The sequence below is a fragment of the Streptomyces sp. NBC_00878 genome, assembly GCF_026341515.1.
In the GTDB taxonomy this organism is placed as follows: domain Bacteria; phylum Actinomycetota; class Actinomycetes; order Streptomycetales; family Streptomycetaceae; genus Streptomyces.
The window spans coordinates 7,980,632-7,999,690 of the sequence record NZ_JAPEOK010000001.1 but is presented as its reverse complement, the minus strand read 5'-3'; the positions used below and the strand labels follow the sequence as shown (position 1 = coordinate 7,999,690).

16 protein-coding genes are annotated in these 19,059 nt (G+C 69.3%); 6 read left to right on the top strand and 10 right to left on the bottom strand.

What is annotated here, in order from left to right; all coding sequences use genetic code 11:
* Window positions 1–105: 105 nt before the first annotated feature.
* The 3 genes from OHA11_RS34665 to coxB are packed head-to-tail and all read right to left on the bottom strand — an operon-like array spanning window position 106 to window position 3,163.
* Window positions 106–504 carry a cytochrome c oxidase subunit 4 gene (locus OHA11_RS34665; protein WP_055615514.1) on the bottom strand — a complete coding sequence of 133 codons (399 nt, stop codon included), beginning with the start codon at window positions 502–504 and terminating at the stop codon, window positions 106–108.
* Window positions 501–2,246: a cytochrome c oxidase subunit I gene (gene ctaD, locus OHA11_RS34660; protein ID WP_266503048.1), complete on the bottom strand. Its 1,746-nt coding sequence runs from the start codon at window positions 2,244–2,246 to the stop codon at window positions 501–503. Before ctaD ends, OHA11_RS34665 begins: the two co-directional genes overlap by 4 nt.
* Window positions 2,243–3,163 (bottom strand): cytochrome c oxidase subunit II, encoded by a 921-nt coding sequence (gene coxB, locus OHA11_RS34655; protein WP_266507661.1) that lies wholly within the window; start codon window positions 3,161–3,163, stop codon window positions 2,243–2,245. The genes ctaD and coxB overlap by 4 nt, the downstream gene beginning before the upstream one ends.
* Window positions 3,164–3,662: 499 nt before the next feature.
* Between coxB and OHA11_RS34650 the strand changes: the two genes are divergently transcribed.
* A complete protein-coding gene (locus tag OHA11_RS34650; protein WP_266503047.1) occupies window positions 3,663–5,057 on the top strand; it encodes a cysteine desulfurase/sulfurtransferase TusA family protein in 1,395 nt (464 codons plus the stop codon).
* Window positions 5,058–5,207: 150 nt separating this feature from the next.
* On the opposite strand, the gene OHA11_RS34645 is transcribed toward OHA11_RS34650, so the two are convergent.
* Window positions 5,208–6,182 carry a carbohydrate kinase family protein gene (locus tag OHA11_RS34645; protein WP_266503046.1) on the bottom strand — a complete coding sequence of 325 codons (975 nt, stop codon included), beginning with the start codon at window positions 6,180–6,182 and terminating at the stop codon, window positions 5,208–5,210.
* 133 nt (window positions 6,183–6,315) lie between these two features.
* Here OHA11_RS34645 and OHA11_RS34640 point away from each other — a divergent pair, with 133 nt between their 5' ends.
* Window positions 6,316–6,525: a hypothetical protein gene (locus OHA11_RS34640; RefSeq protein ID WP_266503045.1), complete on the top strand. Its 210-nt coding sequence runs from the start codon at window positions 6,316–6,318 to the stop codon at window positions 6,523–6,525.
* 239 nt (window positions 6,526–6,764) lie between these two features.
* Complete coding sequence (locus tag OHA11_RS34635; protein ID WP_266503043.1) at window positions 6,765–8,327, top strand: hypothetical protein; 1,563 nt, start codon at window positions 6,765–6,767, stop codon at window positions 8,325–8,327.
* A 187-nt stretch (window positions 8,328–8,514) separates the two neighbouring features.
* On the opposite strand, the gene OHA11_RS34630 is transcribed toward OHA11_RS34635, so the two are convergent.
* Window positions 8,515–8,871 (bottom strand): iron-sulfur cluster assembly accessory protein, encoded by a 357-nt coding sequence (locus OHA11_RS34630; RefSeq protein ID WP_055617203.1) that lies wholly within the window; start codon window positions 8,869–8,871, stop codon window positions 8,515–8,517.
* Window positions 8,872–9,197: 326 nt separating this feature from the next.
* Between OHA11_RS34630 and nadA the strand changes: the two genes are divergently transcribed.
* Complete coding sequence (nadA, locus tag OHA11_RS34625) at window positions 9,198–10,382, top strand: quinolinate synthase NadA (protein ID WP_266503042.1); 1,185 nt, start codon at window positions 9,198–9,200, stop codon at window positions 10,380–10,382.
* 233 nt (window positions 10,383–10,615) lie between these two features.
* On the opposite strand, the gene OHA11_RS34620 is transcribed toward nadA, so the two are convergent.
* From OHA11_RS34620 to OHA11_RS34600, 5 genes are all read right to left on the bottom strand, one after another.
* Window positions 10,616–13,750 carry an efflux RND transporter permease subunit gene (locus OHA11_RS34620; protein ID WP_266503041.1) on the bottom strand — a complete coding sequence of 1,045 codons (3,135 nt, stop codon included), beginning with the start codon at window positions 13,748–13,750 and terminating at the stop codon, window positions 10,616–10,618.
* Window positions 13,751–13,914: 164 nt separating this feature from the next.
* Complete coding sequence (locus OHA11_RS34615; protein ID WP_266503040.1) at window positions 13,915–14,595, bottom strand: response regulator transcription factor; 681 nt, start codon at window positions 14,593–14,595, stop codon at window positions 13,915–13,917.
* Entirely contained in the window at window positions 14,592–15,989 is a 1,398-nt protein-coding gene (locus OHA11_RS34610) for a sensor histidine kinase (protein WP_266503034.1), read from the bottom strand. Before OHA11_RS34610 ends, OHA11_RS34615 begins: the two co-directional genes overlap by 4 nt.
* A 195-nt stretch (window positions 15,990–16,184) precedes the next feature.
* On the bottom strand, window positions 16,185–16,463 hold the full coding sequence (locus OHA11_RS34605) for a hypothetical protein (protein WP_266503032.1): 279 nt from the start codon (window positions 16,461–16,463) through the stop codon (window positions 16,185–16,187).
* 48 nt (window positions 16,464–16,511) lie between these two features.
* Window positions 16,512–17,306: a PspA/IM30 family protein gene (locus tag OHA11_RS34600; RefSeq protein WP_266503030.1), complete on the bottom strand. Its 795-nt coding sequence runs from the start codon at window positions 17,304–17,306 to the stop codon at window positions 16,512–16,514.
* Between the two features lie 278 nt (window positions 17,307–17,584).
* Here OHA11_RS34600 and OHA11_RS34595 point away from each other — a divergent pair, with 278 nt between their 5' ends.
* Both OHA11_RS34595 and OHA11_RS34590 read left to right on the top strand, forming a co-directional pair.
* Entirely contained in the window at window positions 17,585–18,211 is a 627-nt protein-coding gene (locus OHA11_RS34595; RefSeq protein WP_266503029.1) for a DUF3043 domain-containing protein, read from the top strand.
* Between the two features lie 80 nt (window positions 18,212–18,291).
* On the top strand, window positions 18,292–18,996 hold the full coding sequence (locus OHA11_RS34590) for a bifunctional 2-polyprenyl-6-hydroxyphenol methylase/3-demethylubiquinol 3-O-methyltransferase UbiG (RefSeq protein ID WP_266507659.1): 705 nt from the start codon (window positions 18,292–18,294) through the stop codon (window positions 18,994–18,996).
* The last annotated feature ends 63 nt before the right edge of the window (window positions 18,997–19,059 follow it).

Sequence of the window (19,059 nt, the reverse complement as noted above, 5' to 3'; positions counted from 1 at the left end):
GCACCCGGCGCGGCGATTAGGCCGTGTGAGGGACGGAAGACGTGGCAAAAGAGGGAAGCCCGGACCTCCTGACGGAGTGTCCGGGCTTCCGCGTCTGTGCGCGTGTTACTGGTTCTGGCTTTCTCCGCGGTAGTACTCGAAGACCCAGCCCCACAGGCCGATCATGATGATCGGGGCCGAGAAGTAGAGCAGCCACCAGCCGAAGATCACGCCCATGAAGGCGAGCGCTCCGCCGATGCCGAGGGAGAGCGGCTGCCAGCTGTGCGGGCTGAAGAAACCGACCTCACCGGCGTCGTCGGCGACGTCGGCCTCCTTGTTGTCCTGGGCGCCCACGTCGACACGACGGGCCGTGAAGGCCAGGTAGTAGCCGATCATGACGCACAGGCCGAAGCCCAGGAAGAGCGCCGTGGTTCCGGCGGGCTCCTTGGACCACACGCCGTAGACGATCGCCATGGCCAGCACGAAGAACGCCAGCCAGAGGAACATCTTGCCTTGGACCTTCACTTGCCGGCCTCCTTGCCACCAGCGAGGACGGCTTTATTGGTGTCCCCGTGTCCAGCGTTCTCGAGCTGGTCGAGAGCGGCGATCTCCGGGTGGTGCAGGTCGAAGGCCGGGGATTCGGAACGGATCCGGGGCAGCGTGAGGAAGTTGTGCCGCGGCGGCGGGCAGGAGGTCGCCCACTCCAGCGAGCGGCCGTAGCCCCACGGGTCGTCGACCTCGACCTTCTTGCCGTACTTGGCCGTCTTCCACACGTTGTACATGAAGGGAAGGAGCGACAGGCCGAGCACGAACGAGCTGATCGTCGAGATCGTGTTCAGGGCGGTGAAGCCGTCGGCCGCGAGGTAGTCCGCGTAACGACGGGGCATGCCCTCGGCGCCCAGCCAGTGCTGGACGAGGAAGGTGCCGTGGAAGCCGATGAACAGCGTCCAGAAGGTGATCTTGCCGAGGCGTTCGTCGAGCATCTTGCCGGTGAACTTCGGCCACCAGAAGTGGAAGCCGGAGAACATCGCGAACACCACCGTGCCGAACACCACGTAGTGGAAGTGCGCCACGACGAAGTACGAGTCCGACACATGGAAGTCCATCGGCGGCGAGGCCAGGATGACACCGGTCAGACCACCGAACGTGAAGGTGATCAGGAAGCCGGTCGCCCACAGCATCGGGGTCTCGAACGACAGGGACCCCTTCCACATCGTGCCGATCCAGTTGAAGAACTTCACGCCCGTCGGCACGGCGATGAGGAACGTCATGAAGGAGAAGAACGGCAGCAGCACACCGCCGGTGACGTACATGTGGTGCGCCCACACCGTCACCGACAGGCCGGCGATGGCGATCGTCGCGCCGATCAGGCCCATGTAGCCGAACATCGGCTTGCGGGAGAAGACCGGGATGACCTCGGAGATGATCCCGAAGAACGGCAGGGCGATGATGTACACCTCTGGATGCCCGAAGAACCAGAAGAGGTGCTGCCACAGCAAGGCACCACCATTTGCGGCATCGAAGATGTGTGCCCCGAATTTCCGATCCGCCTCCAGCGCGAACAGCGCGGCGGCGAGCACGGGGAAGGCCAGCAGGACGAGGACCGCAGTGAGCAGCACGTTCCACACGAAGATCGGCATGCGGAACATCGTCATGCCCGGCGCGCGCATGCAGATGATGGTGGTGATGAAGTTGACCGCGCCCAGGATGGTGCCGAAGCCGGAGAACGCCAGACCCATGATCCACATGTCGGCGCCGATGCCCGGCGAGCGGACCGCGTCCGACAGCGGGGAGTAGGCGAACCAGCCGAAGTCGGCCGCACCCTGCGGGGTGAGGAAACCGCCCACCGCGATCAGCGAGCCGAACAGGTACAGCCAGTAGGCGAACATGTTCAGCCGCGGGAACGCCACGTCGGGCGCGCCGATCTGCAGCGGCATGATCCAGTTGGTGAAGCCGGCGAACAGCGGCGTCGCGAACATCAGCAGCATGATCGTGCCGTGCATCGTGAACGCCTGGTTGAACTGCTCGTTCGACATGAGCTGGTTGCCGGGACGGGCCAGTTCGGCGCGCATCAGCAGTGCCATCACGCCGCCGATGACGAAGAACGCGAACGACGTGACCAGGTACAACGTACCGATCGTCTTGTGGTCCGTGGTGGTGAGCCACTTGACCACGACATTGCCGGGCTGCTTACGCCGTACCGGTAGCTCGTTCTCGTACGAGTCTTCGGCCGCGGCGGCACCCTGAGGTTCGTTGAGGATGCTCACAGGTTGTTCGTCTCCCGGTTCTTCTCGTGGTCCGTCTGCTCGATGCCGGCCGGGACGTAACCGGTCTGACCCTTCTCGGCGAGCTCCTTGAGGTGGGCCTCGTAGCGCTCGGGAGAGACGACCTTCACGTTGAAGAGCATCCGGGAGTGGTCGACGCCGCAGAGTTCGGCGCACTTGCCCAGGAAGGTGCCCTCCTTGTTGGGAGTCACCTGGAAGGAGTTGGTGTGTCCCGGGATGACGTCCTGCTTCATGAGGAACGGCACCACCCAGAAGGAGTGGATGACGTCACGCGAAGTGAGGATGAAGCGGACCGTCTTGCCCTTGGGGAGCCAGAGGGTCGGACCGGGGTTGCCCGTCTGCAGGTTCTTCGTGGCGGGCGTACCGACGTCGTAGACACCGCCGGCGTTCGCCGGGAACTGCTCCTTGAACCTGTTCGGAATCGCGTCCAGGTTCTTGTCGGTCGCCGCGTCACCGGTCGAGCCGTCGACGTCCGCGATGTAGTTGAAGCCCCAGCTCCACTGGAAGCCGACCACGTTGACCGTGACGTCGGGCTTCTCGTCGAGACTGAGGAGCTTCGTCTCATCGCGGGCCGTGAAGTAGAAGAGCACCGAGACGATGATGAGCGGGACCACCGTGTACAGCGCCTCGATGGGCATGTTGTACCGGGTCTGCGGAGGAACTTCGACCTTGGTGCGGCTGCGCCGGTGGAAGAACGCACTCCACAGGATCAGGGCCCAGACCAGCACGCCCGTGGCGAGCGCTGCCGCCCACGAGCCCTGCCACAGGGAGAGGATCCGCGGAGCCTCTTCCGTGGTCGGGGTGGGCATACCAAGGCGCGGGAAGTCCTCGTATGTGCAACCGGTGGCGGTCGCCAGGACCAGGCCCGCAGTCATCGCCTGCAGCAGCTTCCGCCGCATCGGGCGCCGCGGCGTGGGGGTACCGCCCGCGCCCCCCAGGGCGTGGGGGAGGTCGGAGCCGTTGGGACTCACGTAGCGCCTTCCCGAGAGTCTCGCCCGCGCTGTTGGCTGCGGCCTTCTCGCTGGTCGGTCGCCGCCCTGCGTCGGGCAGGGGTTTGGATGTTTATGCGGACCAAACCCTACTGGACGCTTTTTGGGGTCGCGCGGGGAGGGTCCCCAACGCGCCGCCCCCCACCCCGATGGGGTGGAATGCGGGGCTCCGGGACGTATGTGACGGCCCGTCGCGGGGCGCCTGTGAACTCGGGGGTTCTGTTCGTCGGCGAGTGCGGGCCGGTGGGGGCTGATCGCGCAGTTCCCCGCGCCCCTGTCTTTCATCTTTTGCGGCTCCGCACCAGTGCCTTTAGGGGCGCGGGGAACTGCGCGCCCGGCCCCCACCGGCCCGCACCCGACGATCAAGCCCCATGCTCCCGTACCCGCCCAGACCGCATAGCGTGAGGTCGTGTCCTACTTCGACGCCGCATCCTCCGCCCCCCTCCACCCCGTGGCCCGCCAGGCCCTCCAGGCCTCCCTGGACGAGGGCTGGGCCGACCCGGCCCGCCTCTACCGGGAGGGACGGCGGGCGCGGCTCCTCCTGGACGCCGCCCGCGAGGCCGCCGCCGAGGCGATCGGCTGCCGTCCGGACGAGCTGGTGTTCACCACCTCCGGCACACGGGCGGTCCACACCGGAATCGCCGGCGCGCTCGCGGGACGCCACCGCGTCGGACGCCACCTGATCGTGTCCGCGGTCGAACATTCTTCGGTGCTCCATTCCGCAGAGGTCCACCGGAACCAGGGCGGCACGGTGTCCGAAGTGCCCGTTCTGCGCACGGGTGCGGTCTCCCCAGGCGTGTACGCCGAGACCCTGCGCCCCGACACCGCGCTCGCCTGCCTCCAGTCCGCCAACCACGAGGTGGGTACGGAGCAGCCGGTGGCCGCCGTCGCCGAGGCGTGCCGTGCGGCGGGCGTGCCGCTTCTGGTGGACGCGGCACAGTCGCTGGCCTGGGGGCCGGTCGAGGGCGGCTGGTCACTGCTGACCGGCAGCGCCCACAAGTGGGGCGGGCCCGCCGGGGTCGGGCTGCTCGCCGTACGCAAGGGAGTGCGGTACGCCCCTCAAGGCCCGGCCGACGAACGGGAGTCGGGGCGGGCTCCCGGCTTCGAGAACATCCCCGGGATCGTCGCCGCGGCGGCCTCCCTGCGGGCCGTACGGGCGGAGGCCGCCGCCGAGTCGGCCCGGCTGCGGGAGCTGACGGACCGGATCCGCGCGCGGGTGCCGGAACTCGTCCCGGACGTGGAGGTGGTGGGCGACCCGGTGCGCCGGCTCCCCCATCTCCTCACCTTCTCCTGTCTCTATGTCGACGGAGAGACACTGCTGCACGAGCTGGACCGTGAGGGTTTCTCGGTGTCGTCCGGATCGTCCTGTACGAGCAGCACGCTGACTCCGAGCCATGTCCTGAAGGCGATGGGCGTACTGAGCGAGGGCAACGTCAGGGTGTCCCTCCCCCTCGGCACCCCGGCAAAGGACGTGGACCGCTTCCTGGACGTGCTGCCCCGCACGGTCGCGGCGGTTCGCGAGAAGCTGGGCGCCCCCACGACCGCCCCCAAGGTGACCGTCGAGGACGGCTCCCCCGCCTCCCTCGTCGTGGACACCCTCGGCAAGCGCTGCCCGATCCCGGTGATCGAACTCGCCAAGGTGATCACCGACGTCCCGGTCGGCGGCACGGTCCGCGTCCTCTCCGACGACGAGGCGGCCCGCCTGGACATCCCGGCGTGGTGCGAGATGCGGGGCCAGGAGTACGTGGGCGAGGAACCGGCAGAGGGCGGAACGGCATACGTGGTCCGCCGCATCACGATGTAAGGGGGTGCACCCCTTGTAAGAGGGTGCACCCCTTGCTTTTAGGGGCGCGGGGCTGCATCCATGTGCGGCTCGGCCGCGTGGGCGCGACCAGCCCCCACGCACCCGCGGACACAAACGAACCGAAGCGCCCCGGTCGAAAGGGCACCAGCACTAAGCCAGGTGCCCTTGGACCTCCGTCGCGGCGTCATGCCCGTACGCCTTCGTGAACCGGTCCAAGAAGTGCGACCGCTTCAACTGGTACTCCTGCGTGCCCTTCGTCTCGATGACGAGCGTCGCGAGCATGCACCCGACCTGTGCGGCCCGCTCGTGCGAGACCCCCCAGGCCAGTCCCGACAGGAAGCCCGCCCGGAAGGCGTCCCCGACCCCGGTGGGGTCGACCTTCGCCGTCTCCTCCGGCACACCGACCTCGATCGGATCCCCGTCCACACTCTCGATCCGCACCCCGCGAGCCCCGAGGGTCGTCACCCGGTGCCCGACCTTGGCGAGGATCTCCGCATCGCTCCAGCCGGTCTTGGACTCGATGAGCCCCTTCTCGTACTCGTTCGAGAAGAGGTACGTCGCCCCGTCGAGGAGCAGACGGATCTCGTCGCCGTTCATGCGCGCGATCTGCTGGGAGAAGTCGGCGGCGAAGGGGATCGAGCGGGTCCGGCACTCCTCGGTGTGCCGGAGCATCCCCTCGGGGTCGTCCGCGCCGATCAGGACCAGGTCGAGTCCGCCCACACGGTCGGCGACGGCCTTGAGCTCGATGAGGCGGGCCTCGCTCATGGCGCCGGTATAGAAGGAGCCGATCTGGTTGTGGTCGGCGTCCGTGGTGCAGACGAAGCGCGCGGTGTGCAGCACCTCGGAGATCCGTACGGACGCGGTGTCGACGCCGTGCCGGTCCAGCCAGGCCCGGTACTCGTCGAAGTCGGAGCCCGCCGCCCCGACCAGGATGGGCGAGGAGCCGAGCTGGCCCATGCCGAAGGCGATGTTCGCTCCCACACCTCCCCGGCGTACGTCCAGGTTGTCGACGAGGAAGGAGAGGGAGACCGTGTGCAGCTGATCCGCGACCAGCTGGTCGGCGAAGCGGCCGGGGAAGGTCATGAGGTGATCGGTGGCGATGGAGCCCGAGACTGCGATACGCACGGCTAGGACACGCTCCTGCGAGGAGGGGGATTGACATCTAACGCTATCGGTTCGACCCCGTTACTTCGAAGCAGCCAAAACTACCCAATAGTAGGGCTTTTTTCGTAGGGCATCCGGTGCCTACGGTTCCGTTATGACGAATCTCAAGATCCATGGCGGCCCGTCGCTCGACCTCGAAGGCGGTCTCGCGGAGTTGCGGGGCGACTGCGCGCGCATGGTTCCGCACTGGTCGGCTCCCGCCAGGATCACCGCCCTCCCCATCTCCCCGTCGCTCATCCACGGCGTGACGGTGCCGCCGGCGTCCGCCCGCCTCCTGGACGCGATGTCGGACTACGGCGACTAGTTCGCGCCCCCGAAGGAGCGTGGGGCTCTGACATTGTGCGGCTCCTCCCCCATCGCGGGCGCGACCAGCCACGGACGGCCCGCGGATTTCAGCCCGCTCCCCCCGGAGGGAACCGTGCGCTCCCCCGCCGCGTCCCATCGCTGTCCCCCGTAAAGGGGAGGCAGGATACGACCCTCTGCGCCCCGGCCCGGTCCGGGGCGGGGCTGAGGGGACAGCGGTGCGGCAGAAGGAGCGATGCGGTGGACACCGAGCGACCCGACAACGACGCGGCCGGAGCCGCCGACGAGGACAAGCCGCGCGGGCGGCATTCGCCGGTGGTCGTCGCCTCGGTCGCGGCCGCCGTGCTGCTCGTCGGGGGCGGCGGGGCGTTCTTCGCCACCACCGCGTCCCACGGCGGTGGAGGCAAGGACGGCTCCGGGACGCCGGGCGGTGACGGTACTCCGCCGCCGCTCGCCCTGGACGGATACACCAAGGGTGGCGGGAACGGCACCGACGGTACGCCCGGCATCGCGCCCGGCGAGCCCGACCCGAGCGGCGTGACCTACCGTGCCGAGGGCGAACTCCCCGACGGCCCCTCCTCCGCGGCCGTCCACCGCGCGAAGGGCGAGGTCACCGCGGCCGAGGTGGCGAAGCTGGCCAAGGCCCTGGAGGTGGAGGGCACACCGAAGGCGGAGGGCGAGGCCTGGATCGTCGGAGCCACGAAGGACGGTTCCGGGCCGGGCCTGCGGGTGACCAAGAAGGCGCCCGGCACCTGGACGTTCAGCCGCTTCGTGCCCGGCACCGACAACTGCAAGAGCGCCACGGTGTGCGCGAGCGGGACCGGGACCGAGACGGGGAGCGCCAAGGACTCCGAGGTCGAACCGGTGAGCGTGGACGCGGCCAAGAAGGCCGCCGCGCCCGTGCTCAAGACGGTCGGCCAGGACGACGCCAAGCTCGACGCGAGCCAGCTCATGGACGCCGTACGCGTGGTGAACGCGGACCCGAAGGTGGGCGGGCTGCCGACGTACGGCTGGTCGACCGGCCTGCAGATCGGCCCGGACGGCCAAGTGGTCGGCGGCAGCGGCCAGTTGAAGACACCGGTGAAGGGGGACACGTACCCCGTCATCAGTGCCGAGAAGACGCTCGCCCTGCTGAACGGCTCCGGGACGGGCAGCGGGCGGGTGGGCGTCGGCGGCTGCGCGAGTCCCGTACCGCTGAAGGACAAGGACGAGAAGCCCTGCGAGACGTCGACCGTGGCGCCGAAGCCCGCGCCGGTCGTCGTCGAGGACGCCTTGTTCGGTCTGGCCACGCACTTCGTGGACGGGCGGCAGGCGCTGGTGCCGTCGTGGCTCTTCGAGGTACGGCCCTCGGGGGCGGGCGACAGCTTCACCGTCACGCATCCCGCGGTCGACCCGCGGTATCTGACCGCGCCGAAGCCTCCGGGCGGCAGCCCGAGCGACGACCCGACGGTGGCTCCGAGCCCGCGGACGAGCGAGCCCGGTGGCGGCACGACGGGGGCGCCGGAGACCGTGACCCAGGACGTCCGCGTCGAGGGCTACAGCGCGGACGGCAAGAAGCTGACCGTGCGGTTCACGGGCGGGGTGTGCAGTGACTACAAGGCCTCGGCGGCGGAGTCCGGCGGCAAGGTGACGGTCCGGGTGACCGAGACGTCGAAGAAGGACCAGGTCTGCATCCTGATCGCCAAGGTCTTCCACGAGAAGGTCGAGCTCAAGGAACCGCTCGGGGACCGGAAGATCGTCGACTCGGGCGGCAAGGCGGTACCGCTGGAGAAGGACCTGCCGGACGCGACCGGGGCCCAATGACCACCGAGGCCAGGTAACCACCGGGGCCAGGTGGCCGAGGACACACCCGGCCACGGGTTGTCGGTACGCGGAGGACGCGCACCCACCGGTACGCGAAAGGCGGCGCCCTGTTGGAGGGGGCGCCGCCTTTCGGTGTCGTTCGGGACGACGGACCCGGCCGTCATCGGTCAACCGCAAGCAGCGGGGCTTAGCTGAACGAGTCGCCGCAGGCGCAGGAACCCGTCGCGTTCGGGTTGTCGATCGTGAAGCCCTGCTTCTCGATGGTGTCCACGAAGTCGATGGAGGCTCCGCCCAGGTACGGAGCGCTCATGCGGTCGGTGACGACCTTCACGCTGCCGAACTCCTTGACGACATCGCCGTCGAGGGAGCGCTCGTCGAAGAAGAGCTGGTACCGCAGGCCGGAGCAGCCGCCGGGCTGAACGGCGACGCGCAGCGCCAGGTCGTCGCGGCCTTCCTGCTCCAGCAGGCCCTGGACCTTGGCCGCGGCGGCGTCCGACAGGAGGATGCCGTCGCTCACGGTGGTGGTCTCGTCCGATACGGACATCTGCTTCTCTCCCGGGTTGTACGGAGACTGCTTGCCGACGGTTGCAACCGGCGGGGCCGCGGATTCATTCCGGGCCGAGCGTGTGTCTTGGCTTCTCTCTTCATGCTCGCACACCCGGTTGGAACCGGAAAACGTCCTGTGGACAACTGCCCGGCCAACCCCACCGGCCACCCCACGGGATTCACGTCACATAGACGTTATGGCCGTCGTCAAACTGACATGAAGCGGTTATGATAGATAACGTCATTTCGACGAAAAGGCTTGTTCTGCTTGATCGTTCCAGCCGGTCGATCCAAGCGGGCCGCAGAACAGAAAGGGTGCGTGTCGTGACCACCGCCCAGACCCAGGAACTCGACGTACAGCCGACGCCCCTCGCCCTGCTGCTCCTCGGCCGTGAGGCCGACCCGAGGAGCGAGCGCGGCGTCGACTGTCCCGGTGACCTGCCCTCGCCGTCCGACCCGGACCTGGTCGAGCGCGCCCGCGCGGCCAAGGAGAAGCTCGGGGACAAGGTCTTCGTGCTCGGCCACCACTACCAGCGCGACGAGGTCATCCAGTTCGCGGATGTCACGGGGGACTCCTTCAAGCTCGCCAAGGACGCCGCCGCGCGTCCCGAGGCCGAGTACATCGTGTTCTGCGGTGTGCACTTCATGGCCGAGTCGGCGGACATCCTGACCTCCGACGACCAGAAGGTGGTCCTGCCCGACCTGGCCGCCGGCTGCTCGATGGCCGACATGGCCACCGCCGAGCAGGTCGCCGAGTGCTGGGACGTGCTGACCGAGGCCGGGATAGCCGAGCAGGTCGTGCCCGTCTCGTACATGAACTCGTCCGCGGACATCAAGGCGTTCACGGGCAAGCACGGAGGCACGATCTGCACGTCGTCGAATGCTCAGCGGGCCCTGGAGTGGGCCTTCGAGCAGGGGTCGAAGGTGCTGTTCCTCCCCGACCAGCACCTCGGGCGCAACACCGCGGTCCGTGACATGGGGATGACGCTGGAGGACTGCGTCCTCTACAACCCCCACAAGCCGAACGGCGGGCTCACGGCCGAGCAGCTCCGGGACGCCAAGATGATCCTGTGGCGGGGCCACTGCTCGGTGCACGGCCGCTTCTCGCTCGACTCGGTCAACGACGTGCGCGCCCGGATCCCCGGTGTCAACGTCCTGGTGCACCCCGAGTGCAAGCACGAGGTCGTCGAGGCGGCGGACCACGTGGGTTCCACGGAGTACATCATCAAGGCCCTGGAGGCGGCTCCGGCCGGTTCCAAGTGGGCGATCGGCACGGAGCTGAACCTTGTACGGCGGCTGGCGAACCGTTTCGCGAGCGAGGACAAGGAGGTCGTCTTCCTCGACAAGACGGTCTGCTTCTGCTCGACCATGAACCGCATCGACCTCCCCCACCTGGTCTGGACCCTGGAGTCCCTGGCCGAGGGCAACCTCGTCAACCGCATCGAGGTGGACCGGGAGACGGAGCAGTTCGCGAGACTGGCGCTTGAGCGGATGCTGGCGCTGCCGTAGGGCTCCGCCGGAAGGGCTGGGCTTCGTCTGCGGGTTCGTCGTGGCTGGTCGCTCCCCCACTCTCGGCTTCTCCCCCACTCTCGGCTTCGCTCGAGCGGGGGGACCCCCATCGCGGTGGAGCAGCATATCGATACAGCCCCGCGCCCCTAAAAGACTGCGCAGTTCCCCGCGCCCCCAATTGGGGGCGCGGGGAACTGCGCAACGGGGGTTCGGGGGCGGAGCCCCCGCCCCACCTACACCCCCACGGGCTCCGGCTTGTCCGAATCGGAATCGGAATCGGAGTCGGAGGCCTCGGCCTTCTTCGCCCGCTTCGCGGCCTTCTTCTTCGCGCGGCGCTCCTTGCGGAGTTCGACCATCGCGTAGAGCGTCGGCACCAGGAGCAGGGTCAGCAGCGTCGACGTGATCAGACCGCCGATCACCACCACCGCCAGCGGCTTGGCGATGAAGCCGCCCTCGCCGGTGACGCCCAGCGCCATGGGCAGCAGGGCGAAGATGGTGGCCAGCGCCGTCATGAGGATCGGGCGGAGCCGGTGCCGGCCGCCTTCCACCACGGCCTCGACGACGCCGTAACCCTGCTTGCGGTACTGGTTGATCAGGTCGATCAGCACGATCGCGTTGGTCACGACGATGCCGATGAGCATCAGCATGCCGATCATCGACGGCACACCCAACGGCGTACCGGTGACGACCAGCAGGCCGATGGCACCCGTCGCCGCGAACGGGATCGAGACGAGCAGGATCAGCGGCTGGATCAGCGACCGGAAGGTCGCGACCAGCAGCATGAAGACGAGCGCGATCGCCGCGAGCATCGCCAGACCGAGGGACGCGAACGAGTCCTCCTGGTCCTGCGAGACACCGCCGATGTCGGCCGTGGCACCGGCCGGCAGCTTGAGCGCGTCGAGCTTCGCCGTGAGGTCGGAGCTGACCGCGCCCGTGTTGTCACCGGTCGGCTTCGCCGTGATGGTGGCCGCGCGCCGGCCGTCGATGCGGGTCATCGAGACCGGACCGTCGACCAGCTGGACCGTGGCGATGTCGCCGAGCTTCACGGACCCGAGGCTGAGGTTCCTCAGCTCGGACAGCGTCTCGGCCGGCTTCGCCGACTTGATGACGACATCGCGCTCGGTGTCGTCCAGGATCGCCTTGCCGCTGGTGGTGCCGCGCACCGCCTGGGTGACGGCAGCGCCGAGGGTCGTGTCGTTGAACCCGGCCGCGGCGGCCTTGTCGTTGGCCTTGACCGAGATCCGCGGCACGGACTGGGCGAGGTCGCTCGTCACGTCGGTGACGTCGTCGAGCCCGGCGACCGCGTCCCGTACCTCCTCCGAGGCCTTGCGCAGTACGTCGGCGTCGGCGGCCTTCACCACGACGCTCAGGTCCTGGCTGCCGAAGCCGTCACCGGCCGCGACCGTCGTCGTACCGATCCCGGAGAGCTTGCCGAGCCCCTCCTCGATGCGGTCCTGGACGTCGTCGAAGGAGGCCGAGCCGTCCACCTTGACGGTGTAGGAGGCCTGGTTGGTGTCCGTGCCCCCGCCGAACGCGGCCATGAAGCCGGAGGAACCGACCGTGACCTGGTAGTCCTCGACGCCCTTGACGCCGTCGAGCATCTTCTCGATCTTCTTGGTCTCGGCGTCGGTCGCCGCCAGGCTGGTGCCGGGCTTCAACTCCTGCTTGACCGTGAGGATTTCCTGCTCGCCCTGGTCGAAGAAGTTCGTCTTCAGCAGGGGCGCCATGCCGAACGTACCGATGAGGACGGCCGCCGCGATCGCCACGCTGGTGAGGCGGCGGCGGGTGGCGAAGCGCAGGACGGGAACGTAGAAGCGCTGGAGGCGGCTGCGCGCCTCCTTCTCCTCGGCCTTGCGGCGCGCCTCGTCCGGGTCGACGCCGCGCACGTCCTTGGGGGCACGCAGGAACCAGTACGAGAGCACCGGTACGACCGTCAGCGAGACGAGCAGCGAGGCCAGCAGGGCCGCCGTGACGGTCAGGGAGAACGAGCCGAAGAGCTCGCCGACCATGCCGCCGGTCAGACCGATGGGCAGGAACACCGCGACCGTGGTGAGCGTCGAGGAGGTGACCGCGCCCGCGACCTCGCGTACGGCCTTGAGGATCGCCTCCTGGCGCTCCTCGCCGTAGCCGAGGTGACGCTTGATGTTCTCCAGGACCACGATCGAGTCGTCGACGACCCGGCCGATGGCGATGGTCAGGGCGCCCAGCGTCAGGATGTTGAGCGACTCGTCGCGGGTCCACAGCACGATGAGCGCGAGGACGACCGAGAGCGGGATGGAGACCGCGGTGACCAGCGTCGAGCGGATCGACGCCAGGAAGACCAGGATGACCAGGACCGCGAAGAGCAGACCGAGCGCGCCTTCGGTGGTCAGGCCCTTGATGGACTTGGAGACGGCCGGGCCCTGGTCGCTGACGACCGTGAGCGTGGCGCCGGAGCCGAGGTCCTTGCGCATGCCGGGCAGCTTGTCCTGGACCGCGTCGGAGACCGCGACCGCGCTGCCGTCGTGGTCCATGGTGACGGCGACCGCGAGGCTGGGCCTGCCGTTCGTCCGCGTGATGGACTCCGTCCGGGCGGGCTTCTCCTCGACGGTGGCGACGGCACCGAGGCGTACGGGCTTCTTGCCGCCCTCGCCCGTGACCATCAGGTCCTCGATCTGCTTCAGCGCGGTGAAGCCGCCGCCGACCTGGACCGTGCGGTTGCTGCCGTCCTCGTCGAAGGAGCCGGCCGGGACGGTCGCGCCGCCCGCCTGGAGGGCCTGGCCGAGCGCGGCCGTGGTCAGCCCCGCCTTCGCCAGCTTCGCGTCGTCGGGCGTGACCGCGACCTCCAGGTCCCGCACGCCGTCGACGGTGACCTGGCCGACGCCGTCGATGTCCTTCAGCCCGGGCACGACCGTGCGGTCAAGCTGGTCCGAGAGGGCCTGCTGGTCCTTGTCGGAGGTGACGGCGAGGACCACGGTCGGGATGTCGTCGGTGGAGCCGGCGACGACCTGCGGGTCCACGGTGTCCGGGAGCTGCGTACGGGCGCGGCTCACGGCCTGCTGGACGTCGGCGACGATCCGGTCGGCGTTGTTGCCGTAGTCGAAGGAGACCATGACGAGGGCGTTGCCCTCGCTGGCCGTGGAGGTGAGGCCCGAGATCCCGTCGACTGCTTCGAGGGTGTCCTCAAGGGGCTCGACGACCTGCTTCTCGACCACGTCGGGGGACGCGCCCTGGTACGGCGCCAGGACCGACACCATGGGTAATTCGATGGTGGGCAGCAGCTGTTGCTTGAGCTGCGGGATGGCTATCGCCCCGAAGGCCAGGGCGATGATCGACATCAGGCCGATGAGGGCACGTTGGGCGAGGCTGAAGCGGGACAGCCAGGACATGGGTGACGAGTCTCTCTTCTGTGGCTTGAGGCTGCGGAGCGGCAGAATGGGCTCATGTGAGCGTCTGCCTATCACTCTGAGCCATGGGTGAGGCCGTCCCCTCGCCCCCAGGTCCCGTTTCCTTACGCCGCGCATACCGCGACCGCAGTATGCGCGGGTGGAGCTCACTCCACCCTTGGGCGTACCAGTCCCGACTCGTACGCGATAACCACCAGTTGGGCCCGGTCGCGGGCGCCCAGCTTGGCCATGGCCCGGTTGACGTGAGTCTTCACCGTGAGCGGGCTGACCGCGAGGCGCTCGGCGATCTCGTCGTTCGAGTGGCCGCCGGCGACCTGGACGAGGACCTCGCGCTCCCGGACGGTCAGCGCTTCGAGGCGTTCGGCGCGAGCGGGGTCCCGGTCGTCGTCGCCGTCCCCCTGCGCGAGGAACTTCGCGATCAGCCCCTTGGTGGCGGCCGGCGACAACAGCGCCTCGCCGCCCGCCGCGATCCGGATCGCGTTGAGCAGTTCGTCCGGCTCGGAGCCCTTGCCGAGGAACCCGGAGGCTCCGGCGCGCAGCGACTGCACCACGTACTCGTCGACCTCGAAGGTCGTCAGCATGACGACGCGTACGTGGGCGAGGCCCGGGTCGGCGCTGATGAGCCGGGTCGCGGCGAGACCGTCGGTGCCGGGCATGCGGATGTCCATGAGCACGATGTCGGCCCGTTCCTCGCGGGCCAGGCGCACCGCCTCCGCCCCGTCCGAGGCTTCTCCGACGACCTCCATGTCGGGCTCGGAGTCGACCAGGACGCGGAACGCGCTGCGCAGCAGTGCCTGATCGTCGGCGAGCAGGACGCGGATGGTCATGCGGGGTCCCCCGTGGGTGCCTTGGGCGATGCGGTGGGCGATGCGGTGGGCGATGCGGTGGGCGATGCGGTGGTTGATGCGGTGGCCGCTGCCGCCGGTGCGGATGCCGCTGGCGTGGATGCCGCTGGCGTGGATGCCGCTGGCGTGGATGCCGCTGATGCGGACGCCACTGTGGACGCGGCGCTTCCGGTGCGGCTCTTGACCGGCAGGATCGCATGGACCCGGAAGCCGCCTCCGTATCGGGGTCCGGCGGTGCAGACGCCGTTCAGGGCCGTGACCCGCTCGCGCATACCGAGAAGCCCGTGGCCGCCGTTCTCCTCCAGCCGGGCCTCGGCGTCGTCGCCCGGCCCGTTGTCGAGGACGGTGATCTCCACGTTCGGCCCCACGCGTACGACGCTGACCTCGGCCCTCGCGTCCGGGCCCGCGTGCTTGCGCACATTGGTGAGGGCTTCCTGGATGACGCGGTACGCGGCCAGGTCGACGGCCGCGGGGAGGGCGGTGCCGTGGTCGGTGCGGGCCACTTCCACGGGCAGGCCCGCGCTGCGGAAGGTACCGACGAGCTCTTCGAGGCGGTGCAGGCCCGGGGCGGGTTCGGTGGGCGCCTCGGGGTCGCCGGACTGCCTCAACAGGCCCACGGTCGCCCGGAGTTCGTTGAGCGCGGAGCGGCTGGCCTCGCGGACGTGGGCGAGGGCTTCCTTGGCCTGGTCCGGACGCTTGTCCATGACGTGCGCGGCCACTCCGGCCTGCACGTTGACGAGTGCGATGTGGTGGGCGACGACGTCGTGCAGGTCGCGGGCGATCCGGAGGCGTTCCTCGGCGACGCGGCGGCGGGCCTCCTCCTCGCGTGTGCGCTCGGCGCGCTCGGCTCGTTCGCGTATGGCGTGTACGAAGGCGCGGCGGCTGCGGACCGCGTCGCCCGCGGCGGCGGCCATGCCGGTCCAGGCGAAGATGCCGAGGTTCTCCTGTGCGTACCAGGGCAGGGGGCCGGCGAGCATGGCGATCCCTGTCAGCACGGTCATGGTGAGCAGGCCCACGCGCCAGGTGGTGGGCCGGTCGGTCGCCGACGCCACCGTGTAGAGGGCGACGACGGCTGACATCGCGACGGGGGCCCTGGGGTCGCCCGTCACGAACTCCACGGCGGACAGGGCGCTCGTCGCGGCGAGGACCCTCAGGGGGTGGCGGCGGCGGAAGACCAGGGCCGTGGCGGCCAGCAGCATGAGCGCGAGGCTGGGGATGTCGGGGGTGCGGGCGCCCCAGTCCGGGCCGCCGTGTCGGCCGTTCGGGTCCGCGAACGAGCCGACGAGCATGCAGGCGAGGACTGCGGCCGCGAGGGCGCCGTCCACCAGCAGCGGGTATGCCCGCAGGCGGTTCCGGGCTCGCTCCAGTGTGCTCACACCTGTTTACGGTACGGGGCCCTTGCAGGGGGCGGAACTGGTGCCGACGGGAATCGGGGCGCGGCCAGGGTTTTCGCCCCCGCCGCCCTTACCCGTCCCATCCATCTGGGGCTCCGCCCCAGACCCCGTCTGGCGGGTCGTCGGGTGCGGGTTGGGTGTGGCTGGTCGCGCGGTTCCCCGCGCCCCTAAAGACAGTCAGCCCGGGATCAAGCCGTCGTCGTTCAGCATCTCCCGGACCTCGGTGAGCGTCGCGTCCGGGGACGGGAGGATCAGCTCGGAGGGTTCGAGGGCGGCGTCAGGGAGTGGCGTGCCAAGGTGGCGGACCGCGTCGAGGAGCGCCCCCAGCGTGCGCCGGAAGCCCTCCTCGTCACCGGACTCCATCTCCGCCAGGAGCTCGTCGTCCAGCTTGTTCAGTTCGGTGAGGTGGCCGTCGTCCAGCCTCACCTGTCCCTCCCCCATGATCCGTACGATCATGACGCCCTCCTCGGCGTGGGACCACTGCCTGCGGCTACTGCCTCCGGCCTACTGCTTGTCGAAGCGCGGAGTGTCCTTCGGCTGCTGCTGGGACTGAGTCTGACCCTTGCCGCCCTCGATCGCCTGCTGGGAGGAGGACCCGCCGGCCAGCTCGGCCTTCATGCGCTGGAGCTCCAGCTCCACGTCCGTGCCGCCGGAGAGCCGGTCGAGCTCGGTCTGGATGTCGTCCTTGGCGAGCCCGGAGGAGTCGTCGAGGGCGCCGGAGGCGAGCAGCTCGTCGATGGCACCGGCGCGCGCCTGGAGCTGCGCGGTCTTGTCCTCGGCGCGCTGGATGGCCATGCCGACGTCGCCCATCTCCTCGGAGATGCCGGAGAAGGCCTCCCCGATCCGGGTCTGCGCCTGGGCGGCCGTGTACGTCGCCTTGATCGTTTCCTTCTTGGTCCGGAAGGCGTCGACCTTGGCCTGGAGCCGCTGCGCCGCGAGGGTGAGCTTCTCCTCCTCGCCCTGGAGGGTCTGGTGCTGCGTCTCCAGGTCGGTGACCTGCTGCTGGAGCGCGGCACGGCGCGACAGCGCCTCACGGGCCAGGTCCTCCCGGCCGAGCGCGAGCGCCTTGCGGCCCTGGTCCTCCAGCTTGGAGGACTGGCTCTGGAGCTGGTTCAGCTGCAGCTCCAGGCGCTTGCGGGAGGTCGCCACGTCGGCGACACCCCGGCGCACTTTCTGCAGCAGCTCCAGCTGCTTCTGGTACGAGTAGTCGAGGGTTTCGCGCGGGTCCTCGGCCCGGTCAAGGGCCTTGTTCGCCTTCGCGCGGAAGATCATCCCCATACGCTTCATGACACCGCTCATGGGCTTCGCGCGCCCCCTTCTGACGGACTTCAGCTCCAGCGACTGCAACAGAACCCACAGTACGGGCCCTGCATCCATTACCGCACTGTTCGGGGACCGATGCGCTCATCCCCAAGGACGACTACGAAGGATCTTGCTCCGGCGTAGGGAGTAGGTGTCCCCCGGGGTTCTCCCCGGGGTCGGCCGGGAAAACCGTGGGCGGCCACCCCTTTTTCAGGCTCCTCTGCCCCCTAGAGACGACCGGTGTTGCCGGATCGTTCCCCCCTGGGCGGACGTCCATGCCTCTGCACCCCGTACCCTTGGGTTTTGTGTTCCGTAGCCGTGCCAAGGATGAGAAGGCCCACGCCGACAAGGCGCCGGTGACCGACTCCAATCAGCCCCGTGACCCGCAGGCCCCCAAGGGTCGGCCCACGCCCAAGCGCAGTGAGGCCCAGTCCCAGCGCCGCAGCGTGGCCAATACGCCGACGACGCGCAAGGAGGCCGCCAAGCGGCAGCGCGACGAGCGCCGTACCAGCATGGCCAAGCAGCGCGAAGCGCTGGCCAGTGGTGACGAGCGCTATCTACCCGCCCGGGACAAGGGTCCCGTGCGGAAGTTCGCGCGCGACTTCATCGACTCGCGCTTCTGCATCGCCGAGTTCTTCCTGCCACTGGCCGTGATCATCCTCGTACTGAGCATGGTCCGGATCGCCCAGCTGCAGAACGTGGCACTGCTGCTGTGGCTCTTCGTGATCGTGATGATCGTGGTCGACTCGATCGGCATCGCGATCCGCCTGAAGAAGCAGCTGGCCGCGCGCTTCCCGGACGTGCCCAAGCGCGGCGCGGTCGCCTACGCGCTGATGCGCAGCCTCCAGATGCGTCGCCTCCGGCTGCCGAAGCCGCAGGTCAAGCGCGGAGAGCGGCCCTGAGCGCGGCATCCTTCGCAGGGGGCGCCGCCGAGGCCTGGCTGAGCAAGCTGGGCAGCCTGCGTGACGTCGTACGGCAGGAGCTGGTCGCCCGGCAGCTCGACGAGCAGATAGCCGGCCGGTTCCCGGTCGGGCAGCGGCTGCGCGTGCTCGACGTGGGCATGGGCCAGGGCACGCAGGCGCTGCGACTGGCCCGGGCCGGCCATCAGGTCACCGGGGTCGAGCAGGACGCCAGGATGATCGACGTCGCGCGTGAGGCCCTCGCCGCCGAGCCGGAGGGGATCCGGAGCCGGGTGCGGCTCGTCGAGAGCGACGGACGGGACACCGGCGTCCACTTCCTGCCGGGCGCCTTCGACGTGGTGCTGTGCCACGGCGTGCTGATGTACGTCCAGGAGCCCGACCCCCTGCTCGCCGGACTTGGCCGGATGCTGGCCCCCGGCGGACTGCTGTCCCTGCTCGTACGGAACGCCGACGCGCTGGCCATGCGGCCCGGGCTGGCCGGCGACTGGGCGAACACGCTGACGTCCTTCGACAGCACCACGTACACGAACCGGCTCGGGCTCGACGTACGGGCCGACCGGCTCGACGCGCTCACCGGCACACTCGCCGGGATCGGGGCACCCTTGCACGCCTGGTACGGGGTGCGGGTCTTCACGGACACCGCCGCGGACGACGCGGCCGTCCCGGACGACGTGGAGACGCTGCTGGCCGCCGAGGAGCGGGCCGGGCGCACGGATCCGTACCGCCGGGTGGCGGCCCTGCTTCACCTGTGCGGCGTACGGGGCTGAGGCCCCGCGGAGGGCGGCGGAAGGCAGTGGAAGGCAGTGGAAGGGCCGCTGTCGTTCGTTACG

Excerpts from the sequence above, each read along its gene's own strand:
- OHA11_RS34620 (WP_266503041.1), bottom strand. The coding sequence starts at position 13,750 with ATGTCCTGGCTGTCCCGCTTCAGCCTCGCCCAACGTGCCCTCATCGGC.
- OHA11_RS34615 (WP_266503040.1), bottom strand. The coding sequence starts at position 14,595 with ATGACCATCCGCGTCCTGCTCGCCGACGATCAGGCACTGCTGCGCAGC.
- coxB (WP_266507661.1), bottom strand. The coding sequence starts at position 3,163 with ATGCGGCGGAAGCTGCTGCAGGCGATGACTGCGGGCCTGGTCCTGGCG.
- OHA11_RS34600 (WP_266503030.1), bottom strand. The coding sequence starts at position 17,306 with ATGAGCGGTGTCATGAAGCGTATGGGGATGATCTTCCGCGCGAAGGCG.
- OHA11_RS34640 (WP_266503045.1), top strand. The coding sequence starts at position 6,316 with ATGACGAATCTCAAGATCCATGGCGGCCCGTCGCTCGACCTCGAAGGC.
- OHA11_RS34630 (WP_055617203.1), bottom strand. The coding sequence starts at position 8,871 with ATGTCCGTATCGGACGAGACCACCACCGTGAGCGACGGCATCCTCCTG.
- OHA11_RS34605 (WP_266503032.1), bottom strand. The coding sequence starts at position 16,463 with ATGATCGTACGGATCATGGGGGAGGGACAGGTGAGGCTGGACGACGGC.
- OHA11_RS34595 (WP_266503029.1), top strand. The coding sequence starts at position 17,585 with ATGCCTCTGCACCCCGTACCCTTGGGTTTTGTGTTCCGTAGCCGTGCC.